Here is a 17808-nt window from a genome sequence, read left to right as displayed (position 1 = left end):
CCGGGCCTCGCCCGGGGGCCGCGGCTACCGACGTCAGCGTCGTCGACCTCTGGCCGCGCCCGCGTGCCGCGGGTCCCGACGTCAGCGTCGTGGACCCCGGGGCCTGCCCTTGGAGCCGCGTCCCGCGCCGCCCCCGGCGCCCCTGCCTCCGCCCGTGCCTCGGCCACCGCCCGTGGCGGTCCGCCCACCGGCCCGCCCGCGACCACCGGTGCCCCCGGTCCGCCCGGCGTCCACGCCGCCCGACCCGCTCCGCCCGCCCGACCGGCCGGTGCTCTGCGAGGCGTCGTCGGCGGATGCGCCCGACGGGGCCGAGGCGCCGCGTGAGCTGTTCTCCGTCCGGCCGCGCACGATGCCGACGAACGTCTCGACGTCGGGCGTCGTGCGGTCCTGGCGCCACGCGAGGTGGACCGTGGACGCCGGCGCGCCGACGAGCGTGCGGTACGTCAGGTCGCGTCGGTGGTGCAGGCGCGCGAGCGACTGCGGCACGACGACGAGACCGACGCCGGCCGCGACGAGCTCGAGCGCGGCCTCCGTCGTCGGCGGAGGCGGGAGCAGGCTCGCCTCCCCGGGCGGGGACGTCCAGCCGATGACGTCGTCGTCCGGCACGAGGAGCGTCTCGTCCGCGAGGTCGTGCGGCTCGACCTCGTCGAGCGCCGTGAGGACGTGGTCCTTGGGCACGACGACGACGGTCGTCTCGGTGTAGAGCGGGATGGCGCTCCACCCGTCGGGGCGCGCGTCGAGCCGGACGAGGCCGAGGTCGGCGCGGCCCTCCTCGAGGACGGCGAGCTGCTCCCGCACGGTGGCGTGGACGAGCTCGAGCCGGGTGCCCGGACGCCGCGCCACCCAGGTCGCGACCCACCGGGCCGGCGTGGTCCCCGGGACGACGAGGAGCCGGAACGGGGCGGTGCTGTCCTCGGGCACGGTGTCTCCTCCAGGCTCCGCGATGGCGCGCGGCGAGGGGCCGACGCGCACGTCCCGCGTCCCGCGCGCACGGGCCGCCGGCGACGACCGTATCCTGGCGCGGTGACGGACACCCCCGCCCCGCGCAGGCGCGACTCCCAGACGATGAAGGCCGCGACGGCGGCCGCGAAGCTGGGCGTGTACCTGCCCGCGACGCCCGAGGAGTTCCAGCGGGGCACGGTGACGCGCGACGAGCTCGAGCGGCTGCGCAACGACCCTCCGCAGTGGCTCGTCGACCTGCGTCGCGACGGCCCCCACCCGCGGCAGGTCGTCGCGTCGCGCCTGCGGGTCTCCACGAGCGGGCTCGCCCGCGCGGGCGTGACCGACGCGCTCACGACCGAGCAGATCCACGCCCTGCGCGACGACCCGCCCGAGTGGCTCGTGCGCGAGCGCGAGACGTTCGCCCAGGTCCAGCGCGAGGAGGAGCGGATCCGCGAGCGCGACGCGCGACGGAAGCCCGCCGAGGGCCCGCAGGCCTGACGACGCGCCCTTCGCCACCGTCCGCAGGGCGGGACGCGCCGACCGGCTGACGGACACCGACCCCGCCGTCACCGGTGCCGGGACACGCTGCCTCTTCCGCGAACCGGACATCGGTGGTCGAATGCCCCCACCTGTGGCGGCCGTCACAGGGCTATTCGCCTGGGGGATACACATGGCACGTAGGGGAGTGGTGGTCGCGCTCGCGGCCTCCGTGGCGATCGTCGGGGCAACGGTGCCCGCGGCGGCGCAGACCGGCGTGGCCGCCGGACCAGCGGTGACGACGACGCCCACCGACATCGACGTCGCACCGGTCACGCCCGAGCGCGAGGCGCAGCTCGTCCAGGGACGCTACGTCGTCGTCCTGGAGTCCGAGCCGGTCGTCGCGTACGAGGGCGACGTCGCGGGTCTCGCCGCGACGGCACCGACCGAGGGTGAGGCGGTCGACAGCGCCGCACCCGAGGTCCAGGAGTACGTGGACCACCTCGCCGAGGAGCGCAAGGAGGTGCTCGACGCGGCCGGGGTCGACGAGGACGCCGTGACGGTCGAGTACGCCTTCGCGGTGAACGGCTTCGCGGCCGAGCTCAGCGAGGACGAGGCCAAGCGCCTCGCGAAGCAGGAGGGCGTGCTCTCGGTGCGCCCCGAGGAGCTGCGCCAGCCGCAGACCGACAACTCGGGCGAGTTCCTCGACCTCGACGCGCGCGGTGGTCCGTGGTCGCGCGGGTACACGGGTGAGGGCGTCGTCGTCGGCGTCATCGACACGGGCATCTGGCCCGAGCACGCGTCGTTCGCGGACGACGGCAGCTACCCCGAGCCGACGGGTGTCGCCGACGACATCCCGTGCGAGTTCGGCACGACGCCCGGCAACCCCGACGACGCGGCGTTCGAGTGCAACAACAAGCTCATCGGCGCGCGCGACATGCGCACGCAGTACAACGCCCTGGTCGGCCCCGAGCTCTACGACTCGGCGCGCGACGAGGACGGCCACGGGACGCACACCGCGTCGACCGCGGTCGGCAACGCCCGCGTGGACGCCCAGATCTTCGGCAGCTCGTTCGGCCGCGTCACGGGCGTCGCGCCGCGCGCGCAGCTCGTCGCGTACAAGGCGTGCGGCAACGAGGGCTGCTTCACGGCGGACCTCGCCGACGCCATCGACCAGGCCGTCGCCGACGGCGTCGACGTCATCAACTACTCGATCGGCGGCGGGGCGGGTGCGATCTCGATCGACGACCTCGCGTTCCTGTTCGCCAACGACGCCGGCGTGTTCGTCGCGACGTCGGCCGGCAACGACGGCCCCGGCGCGGGGACCGTGGGCAGCCCCGCGGTGTACCCGTGGGTCACGAGCGTCGGCGCCTCGACGCAGGACCGTGCGTTCGAGGGCGCCGTCGTCCTCGGTGACGGGTCGCGCTTCACGGGCGCCTCGGTGACCGCCGGCGTGTCGTCCAAGCGGCTCGTCGACGCCGCCGACGTCGGCAACGAGCTGTGCCTCGTGGGCGGCTTCACCGGTGACGTCACGGACGCGATCGTGCTGTGCAAGCGTGGTGAGACCGCCCGGGTGGAGAAGAGCCAGGCGGTGCACGAGGCCGGCGGCGCCGGCATGGTGCTCTACGACGTCTCCGACGAGGCGAGCCTCGTGACGGACAACCACTGGGTCCCGTCGGTGCACGTCACGCTCAGCGACGGCCTCGCGATCAAGGCGTACGTCGCCGCGACCGAGGAGCCGACCGCGAGCATCGAGGGCGGGCGCAAGGTGCGCGCGCAGGGGTCCGTCATGGCGGACTTCTCCTCGCGCGGCCCGAACGCCGTGGCCCCGGACGTCATCGTCCCCGACGTGACGGCACCGGGCGTCAACATCCTCGCCGGCCACACGCCCACCCCGGCGCTCGGGGCGCCCGGGCAGCTGTTCCAGTCCATCAGCGGGACGTCGATGTCGTCGCCGCACGTCGCGGGCGTGTACGCGCTGCTCAAGCAGGCGCACCCCGAGTGGAGCCCGGCCGCGGCCAAGTCGGCGATCATGACGACGGCGCGGCAGGACGTCACCAAGGAGGACGGGACGACCCCGGCCGACCCGTTCGACATGGGTGCGGGTCACATCGACCCGGGCGGGCGGATCACGAAGGGCTCGACGTTCCAGCCGGGCCTCGTCTACGACGCGGGCTTCGAGGACTACCTCGGGTTCCTCTGCGGCGCCGACGACTCGGTGTTCGGCGACCCGGCGGCGACGTGCGCCGCACTCGAGGAGGCCGGCGTCCCGACCGATCCGAGCGACCTCAACCTCGCGTCGATCGGCATCGCCGAGCTCGCGGGCACGCAGACCCTCACGCGCACCGTGACGAGCGTCGCGCACGAGCGGGTCGCCTACCGGGCGAAGGTCGACGCGCCCGAGGGCTACACCGTCACGGTCGAGCCGTCGACGCTGCGCCTGGGTCCGGGTGAGTCGGCGACGGTCGCCATCACCGTCACGACGACGGCGGGTGCCGAGCTCGGTGAGTGGTCCTTCGGTTCGCTCACGTGGGAGTCGCGGCACGGCAACCGCTGGGGCAAGGGTCCTCAGCACGGCAACGGTCGCGGCCACGGCTACGGACGTGACCGCAACGGCGGCTACGAGGTCCGCAGCCCGATCGCCGTCCGGGGCGTCGCCCTCGACACGCCGGGGTCGGTCAGCGGCACCGGGACCGAGGGCACGGCGACGATCCCGCTCGTGTTCGGCTACGACGGCCCGTACGCGGCCGCCCCGCACGGGCTCGCGCCCGCGCAGGTCGACCCGGGGACCGTCGCGCAGGACCCGGACCAGACGGCGTTCACCGCCGACGACGGTGCGGGTCTCGTCGCGCACGCGTTCGACCTCACGGCGACCGCGGTCGCGCGGTGGCGTGTGGTCGACCCGTCGGAGGAGCTCGACCTCGACCTCTTCCTGGCCGGGCCCGACGGCGAGATCGTCGCCGCGAGCACGAACGGCGGCACGGACGAGGAGATCACGCTCGAGGTCCCGGCCGACGGCACGTACACGCTGTTCGTGCACGGCTGGCAGGTCCCCGGCGGCTCCGCGCCGTACGACCTGACGAGCTGGGTCGTCCCGCTCGAGGCGACGACCCTCACGGTCGAGCAGGCGCCCGACGCCGCGGCCATCGGCGCGACCGGTGAGGTCGTCGTCGGATGGAGCGGCCTCGACGCCGACGCCGAGTACCTCGGCGCCGTCTCGCACCTGCGCGAGGGCGAGCGGCTCGGTCTCACGCTCGTCGAGGTGACCACGGGTGCCGACGGCGAGGCACCGGAGGCGCCGCGCAGCTGAGCGCGCGTCACGCCGACGCGTCGGCGCACCGCGGGGACGTCCGGACGGGCGTCCCCGCGGTGCGTCGGGCAGGGTGCCGGCCGGGGGCACGGCGCCGCGCGGGACCACCGTGCCCGGTCCGGGGCGCGGTGCCCGGACCGGGTCAGCTGACGTCGCCGCCGACGGGGGCCTCGGGGCTCTCGCAGAGGAACGGTGCCCGCCGTCCTCCCGAGTGGTACTCGTAGCGGCGCCCGTCGACCTCGAGCACCACGAGCGTGCCCTCGACGAGGGCCTGCGTGTACGACATCCCCGGTCGTGGGCAGCCCATCGAGCCGTCGCGCCAGGTGACCGCGTCGGCCCGGACGACCGTCACCTGCTCGGGGGCGACGTCGAGGCGCGCCGCGAGGTCCGCGACCGCGACCGCCGCGGGGGTGCCCGCGGTGGGCGGCGTGGTGGTGGGCGGTGCCGTGCCGGTGGGCGGCTCGGCTGGACGGGTGGGCTCCTGCGAGGGCTCGGTCGTCACGAGCGGCTCCCTGCTGGTGGTGGGTCCGGGGCCCGTCGTGGCGTCGGTCGCGGGTCCCGAGGGCGAGGAGGGTGCCTGCGGCCCGCACCCGACGAGCGCGACCGCGACGAGCAGCGCGGCCGCGGCGGCGGCCGGGTGCCGCACGCCGGAGCGGCGCGCGCCACGCCGACGGACGTCCAGGGTCATCTCCCCATCCTCGCCCGCGGTCCCGCCGCGGGCCAGGCAGGCAGCACCCGGCTCTCAGACGGACGTCGTGGGCCCGCCGACGACGTCGTCGCGCCGCCCCGTGAAGTGGTCCATCGTGCGGTTGACGCCCAGCACGTCCATGAGCCGGTCGAACACCGGGACGGGCAGCGCGCGGGCGACCGGGAGCACGCGCACGAGGGGCGGCAGCACGAGCCTCTCTCGGCCGGACTCGACCGCGTCGAGCACCGCCGTCGCGACGTCGGCCTCGGCGAGGATGGGCAGCAGCCGCGGGAACCGGGTGCGCACGCCGTCGAACATGCCCGTGTCGATGTAGTACGGGTGCACGACGAGGGTCCGGACCCCGGTGCGCTCGGCGCGCATCTCGGCACGGAGCGACTCGGCGAAGCCCGCCGCGGCCCACTTGCTCGCCGCGTAGTCGGTCTGCCGCGCGACGCCGACGAGGCCCGCGGCGCTCGAGACCGTGACGACCGTGCCGCGGCGCCGCCGGACCATGCCGGGAAGGAACGCCCGCGTGACCCAGTACAGCGCGAGGACGTTGACGGCCATGGTCCGCTCGACCGCGTCGTCGGTCGTGTCGAGGAGCCGCCGTCCGCTCACCACCCCGGCGTTGTTGACGACGACGTCCACGTCGCCGACCCGGTCCGCGGCCGTGCGCACCGCGTCGGCGTCGGTGACGTCGACGCGGTGCACCTCCACCGAACCGCCCGTCGCCAGCACCTCGTCGCGGACGGCGTCGCCGCGCGCGGCCGACACGTCCCACACGACGACGTGCGCCCCGCGCTCCGCCGCGAGGAGGGCCGTGCGGCGTCCGAGGCCGCTGCCGCCGCCCGTGACGAGGACGCGGGCGCCGGCCAGGGCGGTACCGCGTGCCACGTCAGGCGAGCCCGAGCGCTGCGGCGACGTCGGCGCGGACGGCGTCGAGGCGCTCGCGCGCCGTGCGCCGCGCCTCGCCGACGGGGTCGGCGTCGGCGTCCGCGGGAACGGGGACGGGGACGATCACCTCGAGGTAGCACTTGACCTTGGGCTCGGTACCGCTCGGCCGGACGATCACACGCGTGCCGTCCTCGGCCACCAGCCGCAGGCCGTCGGTCGGCGGGAGCCCGTCGGCACCGGTCGACAGGTCGGTGACCTCCACCACGCGCGACCCGGCGAGCTCGCGCGGCGGGTCGGTGCGCACGCGCGCCATGGTCGCGGGGATCTGGTCGAGGTCGGCGAACCGCGCGGAGAGCTGGTCGGTGAGGTGCAGCCCGTGGCGCCGGGCGAGGTCGTCGAGCTCGTCGACGAGCGTCCTGCCCTGCGCGTGGAGCTCGGCGGCGAGCTGGACGAGGAGCAGCGCGGCGCTCAGGCCGTCCTTGTCGCGCACGTGGGCGGGGTCGACGCAGTAGCCGAGGGCCTCCTCGTAGCCGAAGACGAGGCCCTCGACGCGCGAGATCCACTTGAACCCCGTGAGCGTCGAGCGGTGCGACATGCCGTGGTCGGCCGCGATCCGGGCGAGGAGGCGTGAGGAGACGATCGAGCTCGCGAGCACGCCGCCGGTCGCGGTGCTGCGCCGCGCGACGTCCTGCCCGAGGAGCGCGCCGACCTCGTCGCCGTGCAGCATGCGCCAGCCGCTCGCCGCGGCGGTGGGCGGCCCGGACGTCGAGGACGCGTGCGCGTGCCGCGCGTCGCGCACGGCCAGCGCGCACCGGTCGGCGTCGGGGTCGTTCGCGACGACCAGGTCGGCACCCACCACCTCGGCGAGCGCGAGGGCGAGGTCGATCGCGCCCGGCTCCTCGGGGTTCGGGAACGCGACGGTCGGGAACTCGGGGTCGGGCAGCGCCTGCTCGGGGACGACGTGCAGGTCCTCGAAACCCGCGCCGCGCAGGACGCGCTCGGCGGTGGGTCCGCCGACGCCGTGCAGCGGCGTCAGGACGACGCGCAGGTCGGTCGGGACGTCGCGGCGCAGCGCAGCGAGGCTCGTGAGGTACGCCTCGAGCACCTCCTCGCCGAGCACCGTCCACCCGCCCTCGCTGCGGCGCACCGAGCGCACGGACGGGACGGCGGCGATGTGCGCGGCGATCCCTGCGTCGTACGGCGGCACGATCTGCGCGCCCTGCCCCGAGTCGGTGACGACGCGTCCGCCGAGGTACACCTTGTAGCCGTTGTCCTGCGGCGGGTTGTGGCTCGCGGTCACCATGACGCCGGCGTCGGCGCCGAGGTGACGGACCGCGAACGCCAGGACGGGCGTCGGCAGCGGCTCGGGGAGGAGCAGCGCGTGGCCGCCCGCAGCCGTGACGACGGCCGCGGTGTCGCGCGCGAAGACGTCGGAGTTGTGCCGCGCGTCGTACCCGATGACCACGCGCGGGCCCTCGACGGTGGAGGCGCCCTCGTCGTGCAGCTCACCGAGCCGCTCGACGAGGTAGCGGACGAGCCCCGCCGCCGCGCGGATCACGACGGCCCGGTTCATGCGGTTCGGCCCGCCGCCGAGCGCGCCGCGCAGGCCCGCGGTGCCGAACTCGAGCGTGCCGCGGAACCGGTCGGCGAGCTCGACGCGGGCCGCGTCACGCAGCTCGTCGTCCGTGCCGTCCTCGTCCTGCGCGATCTCGAGGAGCCGGGCGAGGTGCGCCGACGTGGTCGGGTCGGGGTCGTCGTCGACCCACGCCCGGACGGCCTGCACGAGGTCGTCGGGCAGGGGGGCGGGCTTCGCGGACGTGGTCATCAGATCCTCCCCACGATGTCGGCGAGCAGGCGGCTGATGCGCGGGCCGGCCTCGCGCCCGGCCTCGAGGACCTCCTCGTGCGAGAGCGCCTCGTCGCTGATCCCCGCTGCGAGGTTCGTGACGAGCGAGATGCCGAGCACCTCGAGACCGGCGTGGCGTGCCGCGATCGCCTCGAGCGTGGTCGACATGCCGACGAGGTCGGCACCAAGGCGGCCGGCCATCGTCACCTCGGCGGGCGTCTCGTAGTGCGGCCCGCGGAACTGCGCGTACACGCCCTCCGGGAGGCTCGGGTCGACCGCGTGGGCGACGTCGCGCAGGCGCTGCGAGTACAGGTCGGTGAGGTCGACGAACGTCGCGCCCTCGAGCGGGGACGTCGCGGTGAGGTTGAGGTGGTCGCGGATGAGGACGGGCGTGCCCGGCCGCCAGGACCGGTCCAGACCCCCGCAGCCGTTGGTCAGGACGACCGTCGTCGCCCCGGCCGCGGCGGCCGTGCGGACGCCGTGGACGACGCGCCGCACCCCGCGACCCTCGTACAGGTGCGTGCGCGACCCGAGGACGAGCGCGTGGCGGCCGTCGGGGAGGCGGATCGAGCGCGTCGTGGCGACGTGGCCGGCGACGGCCGGCGCGCTGAAGCCGGGCAGCTCGTGGCTCGGGACGGACGCGACCTCCTCGCCGAGGAGGTCGGCGGCGGCACCCCAGCCCGAGCCGAGGACGAGCGCGACGTCGTGGCGCTCGACACCCGTCCTCTCGCGCAGCGCTGCGGCGGCCTGGCGGGCCACGTCGAAGGGGTCGGTCGCGGGGTCGTCGAGGGTGGGGACGCCGGCGTCACCGGTCTGGCTGGTCATGCCGGGAGGCTATCGGGCAGCACCCGTGCGGCGCTCGCAGGTCGTGCTGCCCGCGTCTGCGACGCACGGCACAATGCGGGGGTGACCGCGACGACCCCCGGCATCGCCGAGCCCGGCCCGAGCAGCACCTCGACCAGCACGCCGGGCGCGGCCCCCGGCGGCACGGGCGCGTCCGACGCGCCCGCTGCGCCCACGGCGCCCACGGCGCACGTCGTCGTCGTCGGCGGCGGGCCCGGCGGGTACGAGGCGGCGCTCGTCGCGCGGCGCGCGGGCGCGCGCGTGACGCTCGTCGAGCGGACCGGCCTCGGGGGTGCGGCCGTCCTCACGGACGTCGTCCCCTCGAAGACCCTCATCGCGACCGCGGAGTGGATGACCATCGCGGACCGGGCGCCCGAGCTCGGCATCCGGAGCACCGCCGTGCCTCCGCCCGACGGCCCCGCGCGCGGGCACGTCGTCGACCTGGGCGCCGTCAACCGCCGCGTCGTCGAGCTCGCCGCGGCGCAGTCGCAGGACATCGCGACGCGGCTGCGGGACGAGGGCGTCGAGGTCGTCGTCGGCAGCGGCCGGCTCGACGGGCCGCAGCGCGTCGTCGTCGACGAGGCGGGCGGGGCGTCGCGCACGCTCGAGGCCGACGTGGTGCTCCTCGCGACGGGTGCCACGCCGCGCGAGCTCCCCGAGGCGATGCCCGACGGTGAGCGCATCCTGTCCTGGACGCAGCTGTACGGGCTCGAGGACCTGCCCCGCAGGCTCGTCGTGGTCGGCTCCGGCGTCACGGGCGCCGAGTTCGCGGGCGCCTACCGGTCGCTCGGCGCCGAGGTCGTGCTCGTCTCGTCGCGCGACCACGTGCTGCCGGGCGAGGACGCGGACGCGGCCGAGGTCATCGAGCAGGTCTTCCGCGAGCGCGGCATGGAGGTGCTCTCGCGCTCGCGGGCCGCCTCGGTGCGGCGCACCGACGACGGGGTCGAGGTCACGCTCGCCGACGGCCGGGTCGTCACGGGGTCGCACTGCCTCATGGCCGTCGGGTCCGTGCCGTCGACGCAGGGCCTCGGTCTCGAGTCGGCCGGGGTGCGCACCACGCGCAGCGGCCACATCGAGGTCGACCGGGTCTCGCGGACCAGCGCCCGCGGGGTCTACGCGGCCGGCGACTGCACCGGGGTGCTGCCGCTCGCGTCGGTCGCGGCGATGCAGGGCCGGATCGCGATGGCGCACGCGCTCGGCGACGCCGTCGTCCCGCTGGACCTCCAGGTCGTCGCGTCCAACGTGTTCACCGCACCGGAGATCGCGACCGTCGGGGCCTCGCAGCGCTCGCTCGACGAGGTCGGCGTCCGCTACGTCACGAGCCGCCTGGACCTGGCCCGCAACCCGCGCGCGAAGATGCTCGGGATGAAGGACGGCTTCGTCAAGCTCTTCGCGCACGCGACGACCGGCATCGTGCTCGGCGGCGTCGTGGTCGCGCCGCGCGCGGGCGAGCTCGTCTTCCCGCTCACGCTCGCGGTGTCCCAGCGCCTGACCGCCGACGACGTCGCGCAGTCGTTCACGGTGTACCCGTCGCTGTCGGGGTCGATCGCCGAGGTCGCGCGCACGCTGCACAACCGCGCGGTCTGACGTCCGCGGTCCGACGCGCCGCTCCGGGCCCGCGCGTCGTCGCGGACCGCCACGCTCGCGCCCGGCCGAGCGCGGGGGTGCCCGCCGCGGCGCGGCTCGGCATGCTGGGGTCATGATGACCCTCACCTCGCACGGCCACGCGTGCGTCAGCCTCGCCGGTGACGGCGGCACGATCGTCGTCGACCCCGGAGGGTGGAGCGACCTGGATGCGCTCGCCGGGGCGGACGCGGTCCTCGTCACGCACGACCACCCCGACCACCTCGCCGTCGACCGGGTGGTCGCGGCGCTCGCGGACCGGCCCGCGCTCGAGCTGTGGGGCCCGCGCAGCGTCGTGGAGGCCCTCACCGCGGCGGAGGCCCCGGCGGACCGCGTCCACGCCGCTGCGCCGGGCGACGCGTGGCGGGCGGCCGGCACGTCCGTCGAGGCGCTGGGTGGGGAGCACGCGGTCGTGCACCCCGACCTGCCCCGGGCGACGAACCTGGCCTACGTGATCGGCGGCGCGGTGCTGCACCCGGGCGACTCGTTCACCGCGCACCCGGGCGTCGACGTGCTGCTGGTCCCGGTCGGCGGGCCGTGGCTGCGGGTCGCGGACGCCGTCGACCTCGTGCGCGCGGTCGGGCCGCGGACCGCCGTGCCGATCCACGACGCGGTGCTGAGCGACGCGGGCCGAGGGCTCGCGGACCGGATCGTCGGCTCGCTCGGCGGTGCCGAGTACCGCCGTCTCGCGCCGGGGGAGAGCCTCGCGGTGGGCTGAGCGGCGACGCGCGTCCGGACGACCGCGGTGCGCCCGGCGGTCAGCGCCCGGGCGTGAGCAGCAGCGGCCGGTGGTCCGACCACGTCAGGGGCAGCACCTCGAGCCGGTCACCGGGACCCCACGCGGGGCCGAGCACCCAGTCGATGCGGTGCTGCGGGTCGACGCTCGGGCTCGTGAGCGCGGACGGGTCGCCGACGGCGTCCTGCGCGCTGACGAACCCGGCTCCGGCGAGGCGCTCGAGCTCGGGCCAGCCCGGCTCGGCGTTGAGGTCGCCCGCGAGCACGCCGAGGTCGTCGGCGCGGAGCAGCACGTCGAGCTGTTCGAGCCTCGTCGGGGTCGCGGACTCGCGGTGCTGGAGGTGGACCGTGGTGAAACGGCGCGGCCCGTCGTCGAGCTCGACGGTCGCGGACAGCGCCGACCTGCGCTGGGGTCCCTGACCGAACGGCAGCTCGTGCACGACGACGTCGTCCAGCGGTGCGCACGCGAGCACGGCGTTGCCGAACTGACGGTCGGCCGCGGGCGCGAACGCGACGTGCATGTCGAGCCGGTGGGCGAGCCACGTCGCCATGTCGGCACCGCCGCCCATCACCCAGCCGCGCGAGACCTCCTGGAGCAGCACGACGCACGCGCCGGTCTGCTCGACGGTCCGCGCGACCTGCTCGAGCTCGACGCGCCCCGCGGGACTGACGCCGTAGTGCAGGTTCCACGACAGGACCGTCGGCGGCCCGGAGGGCGAGGCGGCTCCGGGGCGGTCGGCGGCCACGCGCACCACACCCACGGTCGTGAGGACGACGACGACCGCGAGGACGACCTGCGGGGTCGCGCGGCGCACGGCGAGGAGGCGCGAGGTCCGGCGGGGTCCGGCGAGGACGCTCGAGGTCGCGCGCGGCCCGGCGAGGACGTGCTGGGTCACGGCGGGGACCTGCGGGGTCGGGCCGGGCGTCTCCGCCGACTCGGCCCTCGCCTCGCGCGCGGCGTCGGTGCGCCTGCGGGCGGCGACGACACCGGCGATGCCCAGGACCACCGCCGTGGCGACGAGCACCAGCCCGTTCGGCACCCCCAGCGGGACGTCGTAGTCGAGCTGGTAGACGAGGAGCGGGACGATCGTGCCCATCCCGACCGCGCTCGCGGCGGCGGCCGTGCGAGCGGTCCCTCCGGGCCGGGCGGCGGGCCGTACGCCCCGGGCGAGCGAGCGGACCGCGAGCACCGTCACCACGGGCACGGCCGCGACCAGGCCGGGGGCGGGGGAGAGCACCACCAGGGCGAGTGCCGCCGCGACCCCGACGGCGTCGACCGCGGCGGCACGTCGTCCACCGAGCCGTCGCGTGAGCGGGGCGGCGGCGAGCAGGCCGACCACCACCACGGCGCCTGCCGGTGCAGGCGGGACCCCGGTCTGGGAAGCGACGTAGCCCGGGTTCGCGAGGACCGCGGCGGACAGTGCGAGAACGGGGCCGAGCGCGGCCACGCCGGCGGCACCGGTGGCACCCGTGGCACCGGTGGCACCCGTGGCACCCGTGGCACCGCCGCCACCCATCACGCGACCACCGTCGCCGGGGTCGGCGGCCGGGCCGCGGAGCGCCCGCAGGGCCGCGCCGACGAGCGCGGCCGCGATCGCGACGGTGACCGTCCAACCCACCACGTCGGTGCGCCAGACGGCGTCCCACGTGCCGAGCGCGAGCTGGAGCGCCACCGCGAGCGCCAGCCCGACGGCGACGCACCGCGCGGCCCCGTCGCCACCCGCGCGGGCGGCGAGGGCCGAGACCGCGAGGGTCGTCGCGGCGATCGCCAGCGCTACCGCGGCGAGGCCGACGACGAAGCGGGCGCCGCCGTCGAGCGGGGGGAGCGCGACGCGCAGGCACGCGACGACGACCGCCCCCGTCGCGGCAGCCCGCGCCGTCCGGGCAGCCCCCGCCGTCCGAACAGCCCTCGCCGTCCGAACAGCCCTCGCCGTCCGAACAGCCCTCGCCGTCCGAACAGCCCCCGCCGTCCGGGCAGCCCCCGCTTCCCCCGCTGCCCCCGCTGCCCCCGCTGCTCGTGCACCGCGTGGCGTCCGGCGGGTCGCGACGAGCAGGCCGACGGCGGCAGGTCCGGGCAGGGCGTATGTCGCGAGGGCCGCACCGGCCGCGGTCACGACGCCCTGCGCGAACGCGAGGTCGAGCAGCGGCCCGCTCGCCCGCACGAGCTCGAGCGTGGCCGCCGTCAGGACGACGACGAGCAGCCCGAGCGGGTGCCTCACGGCAGGAGGGTCCGCAGGTGGGGCCACGCGGTGGCGAACGCGGGGAGGAGCTGGAGCCCCGCGACGTCGTCGACGCCGACCCAGCGCACCTCGAGGCTCTCCGGGTCGGTCGCCCGGGGGTCGTGCGCGGCGGTCGCGCGGGCGACCACGGTCGTGTAGCGCCACGCGCCGTGGTCGAGCACGTGCTCGGCGACCGCCGCGACCGCACCCGGGTCGATGCCGGCCTCCTCGGCCGCCTCACGGACGGCGCCGGTCAGCGGGTCCTCGCCCGGGGCCAGTGCGCCGCCGGGCACGCCCCACGTGCCACCGTGGTCGCTCCAGACCGCCCGGTGCTGGAGCACGACGTGCGTCGCGCGACCCGACGCGTCGGTGCGGGCGAGCAGGAGCCCCGCCGCGCCGTGCAGCCCCCAGTGCCGCGAGCCGCACGGGCACTCGACCCAGCCGTCCCCGGGCTGACGGTGCAGCCCGGTCGGCCGGGTCGTCATCCGGCGTCGTCCGCGTCGACGATCTCGCAGATCGCGGTCCCTGCGCTGACGCTCGTCCCGACGGCGGCGGAGAGGCTGCGGACCACGCCGCCGCGGTGCGCCACGAGCGGCTGCTCCATCTTCATCGCCTCGAGCACGACGACGAGGTCGCCCTGCGCGACGGCGGCGCCGTCCTCGACCGCGACCTTGACGATCGTGCCCTGCATGGGCGACGTCAGGGACGCGCCGTTCGTCGTCGGCGCCCCCGCGCGCGTGCCGCCGGCCCGGCGAGGCCGTGCCCCGCGGCCCGCGACCCGGCCGCGGGCACCGCCGCCCAGCCCGCCGAGCCCGGCGGGGAGGACGACCTCGATGCGCTTGCCGCCCACCTCGACGACGACGCGCTCGGTCGCGGACTCGTCCTCCTCGGCCGCCGGCACCGCGGGCGTGCCGGGGCGCAGGTCGGCGAGCCGGTCGGCGAACTCGGTCTCGATCCAGCGCGTGTGGACGCGGAACGGCTCGGTGGGGTCCGTGGGCACGAAGTCCGTCGAGTCGAGCACGGCGCGGTGGAACGGGACCACCGTGGGGATGCCCTCGACCTCGAGCTCCGCGAGCGCGCGGCGGGCCCGCTCCACGGCCTGGGCGCGGGTCGCGCCCGTGACGATCAGCTTGGCGATCATCGAGTCGAACGCGCCGGACACGGTGTCGCCCTCGACGACGCCGCTGTCGACGCGGACGCCCGGACCTGCGGGCATGCGCAGGCGCGAGATGCGGCCCGGGGCGGGCAGGAAGCCCGCGGCGGGGTCCTCGCCGTTGATGCGGAACTCGATCGAGTGGCCGCGCACCGGGAGGGACGTGTAGCCGAGCGGCTCGCCGGCCGCGACGCGCAGCTGCTCGCGCACGAGGTCGACGCCCGTGACCTCCTCGGTCACGGGGTGCTCGACCTGCAGGCGCGTGTTGACCTCGAGGAAGGAGACGGTGCCGTCGCGGCCCACGAGGAACTCGCAGGTCCCCGCGCCGACGTAGCCGGCCTCGCGCAGGATCGCGACCGACGACTCCAGGAGCGTGCGCTCCTGCGCGTCGGTGAGGAACGGCGCGGGCGCCTCCTCGACGAGCTTCTGGTGCCGCCGCTGCAGCGAGCAGTCGCGCGTCGAGACGACGACGACGGTGCCGTGCTCGTCCGCGAGGCACTGGGTCTCGACGTGCCGCGGAGCGTCGAGGTAGCGCTCGACGAAGCACTCGCCGCGGCCGAACGCCGCGGTGGCCTCGCGCACCGCGGACTCGTACTGCTCGGTGATCTCGTCGGCGGTGCGGGCGACCTTGAGGCCGCGCCCGCCGCCGCCGAAGGCGGCCTTGATGGCGATGGGCAGGCCGTGCTCGGCGGCGAACGCGTGGACCTCGGCGACGTCGGTCACGGGGTCGGGTGTGCCCGCGACGAGCGGCGCGCCCGCGCGCTGGGCGATGTGCCGCGCGCTGACCTTGTCCCCGAGCGCCTCGATCGCGCCGGGCGGCGGGCCGATCCAGGTGAGGCCCTCGCCGATGACGGCGCGCGCGAAGTCGGCGTTCTCGGCGAGGAACCCGTAGCCGGGGTGGACGGCGTCAGCCCCGCTGCGGCGCGCGACGTCGAGCAGCTTGCCGATGTCGAGGTAGGTCTCGGCGGCGCGCGAGCCGCCGAGCGCGAACGCCTCGTCGGCGAGGCGCACGTGGAGGGCCTCACGGTCGGGGTCGGCGTAGACGGCGACGCTGCCGATGCGGGCGTCCGCGCAGGCCCGGGTGATGCGGACCGCGATCTCACCGCGGTTGGCGATGAGGACCTTGTGGATGTCGGGCACGGCTCACCGTAACGTCAGCCACCCGCACCGTTCACCCGCCGCACCCGAGCCGCGCCAAGACTGTGGGGATCGCACAACGCGCCCGAGGGCGTTTGTCGGGATCGATGAGGGCCGCGCGGCGCCTCGGCCCCCCGGGGTGGGCGCTCGGGTCGCTCAGGCCCACAGGTCGGTGATGCTCACGTCGACCTGACGGAGCAGGTCGCGCAGCACCGGCAGGCTGAGGCCGACGACGCCGTGGTGGTCGCCCTCGATCCCGCGGACGAACGGTCCGCCCCGCCCGTCGACCGTGAACGCGCCCGCGACGGCGAGCGGCTCACCCGTGGCGACGTACGCCGCGATCTCGGCGTCGGTCACGTCCGCGAAGTGCACGACGGTCGTCGACGTCGCCCCGAGGGTGGCCGCGGGGCGGTCGGCGCGCAGGTCGACGAGCCAGTGGCCCGTGTGGAGCAGGCCGGAGCGTCCGCGCATGCGGCGCCACCGCTCCACGGCGTCGTCGGCGTCGCGCGGCTTGCCGAGCGCCTGGCCGTCGAGGTCGAGCAACGAGTCGCAGCCGAGCACGAGCAGGTCGTCCGGCAGCGCCGCCGCCGACCCGTCCGGCTCGTCGAGGAGCGCCGTCGCGACGTCGTCGGCCTTGGCCTGGGCGAGCACGAGGACCGCGTCGACCGGGTCGAGCGCACCGTGCCGCTGCTCGGCGGCCGCCAGCACGGCGTCCTCGTCGACGCCCGAGACGCGCACGCTCGGCTCGATCCCGGCCGAGCGGAGCGTGGCGAGCCGTGCGGGCGAGGCGGAGGCGAGCAGGAGAGCGGTCACCGGCGCAGGGTAGCCCGCGGGGCCGGGCGGATCGCGTCGGGGGCCGGTGGTCTCAGGTGACGAGTGCGAGGAGGAACGCCGCGTACGACGCACCCGCCGCGTAGGCGACGGCATCACGCACCCGCTTGGGCGCGTCGAGCGCCACGAGGAGCCCGACGACGGCCAGCAGTCCCCAGCACACCGGGTGCCCGTAGCGGATCGCGACCTCCCGCAGGCCCGTCGCCGTCTCGGCCCGCTCGGGGACGACGACGGTCCACAGCGCGGCCGCCCCGCTGGCGACCACGGCACCCGCGGCGCCGAGCCGACGCCGTCGCAGCGCGTGCCGGTCGGCGACGTCCGCGCTCACCGGGAGTCCTCGTCGGTCAGCGTGCGCAGGGTCTCCTCGGACCACGCGATCCCCGCGTCGACCATCGCGATGCCGTGCCGCACGGTCGCGAGCCAGTGGGGGCGGTCCGGTGACTGGTCCGCGGCGATCTCCTGCTCGAGACCGCCGTACCGCTCGCGCGCCGCGACGAGGGTGTCGCGGTGCGCGCGGACGAGCCCCGCGACGGCGCCCGGCTCGGCGTGCCGTGCGAAGAAGACCTTGAGCAGGAGCTCGCTGCGGTGCGCCGCCGACGACGACGGCGGCGTGCCGAGCCATCTGCGCAGCTCGTCCCGACCGCGGTCGGTGATCCGGTGCTCGCGGCTGCGTGGCCCGAGCGGGTGCGTGCGGACGAGCCCCTCGGCCTCGAGCGCGCGCAGGGTCGGGTACAGCTGGCCGAAGCTCTCGTGCCAGAAGTGCCCGATGGTCCGCGCGATCGCCTCACGCAGCCCGTACCCGGTCATGGGCTCGAGCGTGAGCATCCCCAGGACGGCGTACCGGGTCGTCGCCTCTTTCGCCATGACGACAGCATGTATCTGGCAGATATACGCGCGCAAGGGGGCGCGTGCGGGGAAGCGGCACGTCAGCAGCAGGGGCACTGGTCCGTCGGTTCCCCATGCGCCCGTCGTCGGTGGTCGGTCGTCGGTGGTCGGTGGTCGGTGGTCGATCAGGGTCAGCGGTCGGCGACGAGGCGGGTGGGGGCTTCTTCGGCGGTGAGGGTGGTGGGGGTGCTGGTGGTGGTGGCGGTGCCGGTGACGGTGTGCCAGG

General features: G+C 76.2%; 15 protein-coding genes. 4 read left to right on the top strand and 11 right to left on the bottom strand.

The window, feature by feature from the left end; all coding sequences use genetic code 11:
- Window positions 1-81: 81 nt before the first annotated feature.
- On the bottom strand, window positions 82-921 hold the full coding sequence (locus tag IEV86_RS15170) for a LysR substrate-binding domain-containing protein (protein WP_043608072.1): 840 nt from the start codon (window positions 919-921) through the stop codon (window positions 82-84).
- Between the two features lie 144 nt (window positions 922-1065).
- Here IEV86_RS15170 and IEV86_RS15165 point away from each other — a divergent pair, with 144 nt between their 5' ends.
- Both IEV86_RS15165 and IEV86_RS15160 read left to right on the top strand, forming a co-directional pair.
- Window positions 1066-1440, top strand: a complete 375-nt coding sequence (locus IEV86_RS15165) for a DUF5997 family protein (RefSeq protein WP_043608080.1) — start codon at window positions 1066-1068, stop codon at window positions 1438-1440.
- Between the two features lie 172 nt (window positions 1441-1612).
- Window positions 1613-4729 (top strand): S8 family serine peptidase, encoded by a 3117-nt coding sequence (locus IEV86_RS15160; protein ID WP_152605696.1) that lies wholly within the window; start codon window positions 1613-1615, stop codon window positions 4727-4729.
- Window positions 4730-4871: 142 nt separating this feature from the next.
- Here the strand turns inward: IEV86_RS15160 and IEV86_RS15155 are convergent, their stop codons facing one another.
- From IEV86_RS15155 to IEV86_RS15140, 4 genes are read right to left on the bottom strand one after another with little or no spacing between them, the layout of a single operon-like run.
- The gene (locus IEV86_RS15155) at window positions 4872-5417 is read right to left on the bottom strand and encodes a DUF8738 domain-containing protein (RefSeq protein ID WP_052426372.1); all 546 of its coding nucleotides are present in this window, start codon (window positions 5415-5417) and stop codon (window positions 4872-4874) included.
- A 54-nt stretch (window positions 5418-5471) separates the two neighbouring features.
- Window positions 5472-6311, bottom strand: coding sequence for an SDR family oxidoreductase (locus tag IEV86_RS15150; RefSeq protein WP_043608074.1), 840 nt, complete (start codon window positions 6309-6311; stop codon window positions 5472-5474).
- A gap of 1 nt (window position 6312) precedes the next feature.
- On the bottom strand, window positions 6313-8136 hold the full coding sequence (locus IEV86_RS15145) for a phospho-sugar mutase (RefSeq protein WP_043608075.1): 1824 nt from the start codon (window positions 8134-8136) through the stop codon (window positions 6313-6315).
- Entirely contained in the window at window positions 8136-8981 is an 846-nt protein-coding gene (locus tag IEV86_RS15140) for a purine-nucleoside phosphorylase (protein ID WP_043608076.1), read from the bottom strand. The genes IEV86_RS15145 and IEV86_RS15140 overlap by 1 nt, the downstream gene beginning before the upstream one ends.
- Before the next feature lie 81 nt (window positions 8982-9062).
- Here IEV86_RS15140 and IEV86_RS15135 point away from each other — a divergent pair, with 81 nt between their 5' ends.
- Together IEV86_RS15135 and IEV86_RS15130 are read left to right on the top strand one after the other, a co-directional pair.
- Window positions 9063-10586 carry an NAD(P)H-quinone dehydrogenase gene (locus IEV86_RS15135; protein WP_229734686.1) on the top strand — a complete coding sequence of 508 codons (1524 nt, stop codon included), beginning with the start codon at window positions 9063-9065 and terminating at the stop codon, window positions 10584-10586.
- 112 nt (window positions 10587-10698) lie between these two features.
- A complete protein-coding gene (locus IEV86_RS15130; RefSeq protein ID WP_229734685.1) occupies window positions 10699-11340 on the top strand; it encodes an MBL fold metallo-hydrolase in 642 nt (213 codons plus the stop codon).
- A gap of 40 nt (window positions 11341-11380) precedes the next feature.
- Here the strand turns inward: IEV86_RS15130 and IEV86_RS15125 are convergent, their stop codons facing one another.
- The 6 genes from IEV86_RS15125 to IEV86_RS15095 all read right to left on the bottom strand — a co-directional run bounded on the left by IEV86_RS15125 (window position 11381) and on the right by IEV86_RS15095 (window position 17561).
- Window positions 11381-13576 carry an endonuclease/exonuclease/phosphatase family protein gene (locus IEV86_RS15125; RefSeq protein WP_229734684.1) on the bottom strand — a complete coding sequence of 732 codons (2196 nt, stop codon included), beginning with the start codon at window positions 13574-13576 and terminating at the stop codon, window positions 11381-11383.
- Window positions 13573-14061 (bottom strand): NUDIX domain-containing protein, encoded by a 489-nt coding sequence (locus tag IEV86_RS15115; protein ID WP_043610710.1) that lies wholly within the window; start codon window positions 14059-14061, stop codon window positions 13573-13575. The genes IEV86_RS15125 and IEV86_RS15115 overlap by 4 nt, the downstream gene beginning before the upstream one ends.
- On the bottom strand, window positions 14058-15869 hold the full coding sequence (locus IEV86_RS15110; protein WP_188484741.1) for an acetyl/propionyl/methylcrotonyl-CoA carboxylase subunit alpha: 1812 nt from the start codon (window positions 15867-15869) through the stop codon (window positions 14058-14060). Before IEV86_RS15110 ends, IEV86_RS15115 begins: the two co-directional genes overlap by 4 nt.
- 153 nt (window positions 15870-16022) lie before the next feature.
- Window positions 16023-16679, bottom strand: a complete 657-nt coding sequence (locus tag IEV86_RS15105) for a Maf family protein (RefSeq protein WP_043610426.1) — start codon at window positions 16677-16679, stop codon at window positions 16023-16025.
- Window positions 16680-16731: 52 nt separating this feature from the next.
- Window positions 16732-17025: a hypothetical protein gene (locus IEV86_RS15100; RefSeq protein WP_052426589.1), complete on the bottom strand. Its 294-nt coding sequence runs from the start codon at window positions 17023-17025 to the stop codon at window positions 16732-16734.
- On the bottom strand, window positions 17022-17561 hold the full coding sequence (locus IEV86_RS15095) for a PadR family transcriptional regulator (RefSeq protein ID WP_043610427.1): 540 nt from the start codon (window positions 17559-17561) through the stop codon (window positions 17022-17024). The genes IEV86_RS15100 and IEV86_RS15095 overlap by 4 nt, the downstream gene beginning before the upstream one ends.
- Window positions 17562-17808: the final 247 nt, after the last annotated feature.

This window comes from Cellulomonas carbonis (assembly GCF_014636275.1).
GTDB classification, from domain to species: domain Bacteria; phylum Actinomycetota; class Actinomycetes; order Actinomycetales; family Cellulomonadaceae; genus Actinotalea; species Actinotalea carbonis.
Note: the sequence above shows the minus strand (reverse complement) of the source record. Positions and strands in the feature narration are given on the sequence as shown.

What these genes read in the sequence shown, in the direction of transcription:
- IEV86_RS15155 (WP_052426372.1), bottom strand. Translation starts at nt 5,417, where the DNA reads ATGACCCTGGACGTCCGTCGGCGTGGCGCGCGCCGCTCCGGCGTGCGG.
- IEV86_RS15165 (WP_043608080.1), top strand. Translation starts at nt 1,066, where the DNA reads ATGAAGGCCGCGACGGCGGCCGCGAAGCTGGGCGTGTACCTGCCCGCG.
- IEV86_RS15130 (WP_229734685.1), top strand. Translation starts at nt 10,699, where the DNA reads ATGATGACCCTCACCTCGCACGGCCACGCGTGCGTCAGCCTCGCCGGT.
- IEV86_RS15145 (WP_043608075.1), bottom strand. Translation starts at nt 8,136, where the DNA reads ATGACCACGTCCGCGAAGCCCGCCCCCCTGCCCGACGACCTCGTGCAG.
- IEV86_RS15115 (WP_043610710.1), bottom strand. Translation starts at nt 14,061, where the DNA reads ATGACGACCCGGCCGACCGGGCTGCACCGTCAGCCCGGGGACGGCTGG.
- IEV86_RS15160 (WP_152605696.1), top strand. Translation starts at nt 1,613, where the DNA reads ATGGCACGTAGGGGAGTGGTGGTCGCGCTCGCGGCCTCCGTGGCGATC.
- IEV86_RS15140 (WP_043608076.1), bottom strand. Translation starts at nt 8,981, where the DNA reads ATGACCAGCCAGACCGGTGACGCCGGCGTCCCCACCCTCGACGACCCC.
- IEV86_RS15095 (WP_043610427.1), bottom strand. Translation starts at nt 17,561, where the DNA reads ATGGCGAAAGAGGCGACGACCCGGTACGCCGTCCTGGGGATGCTCACG.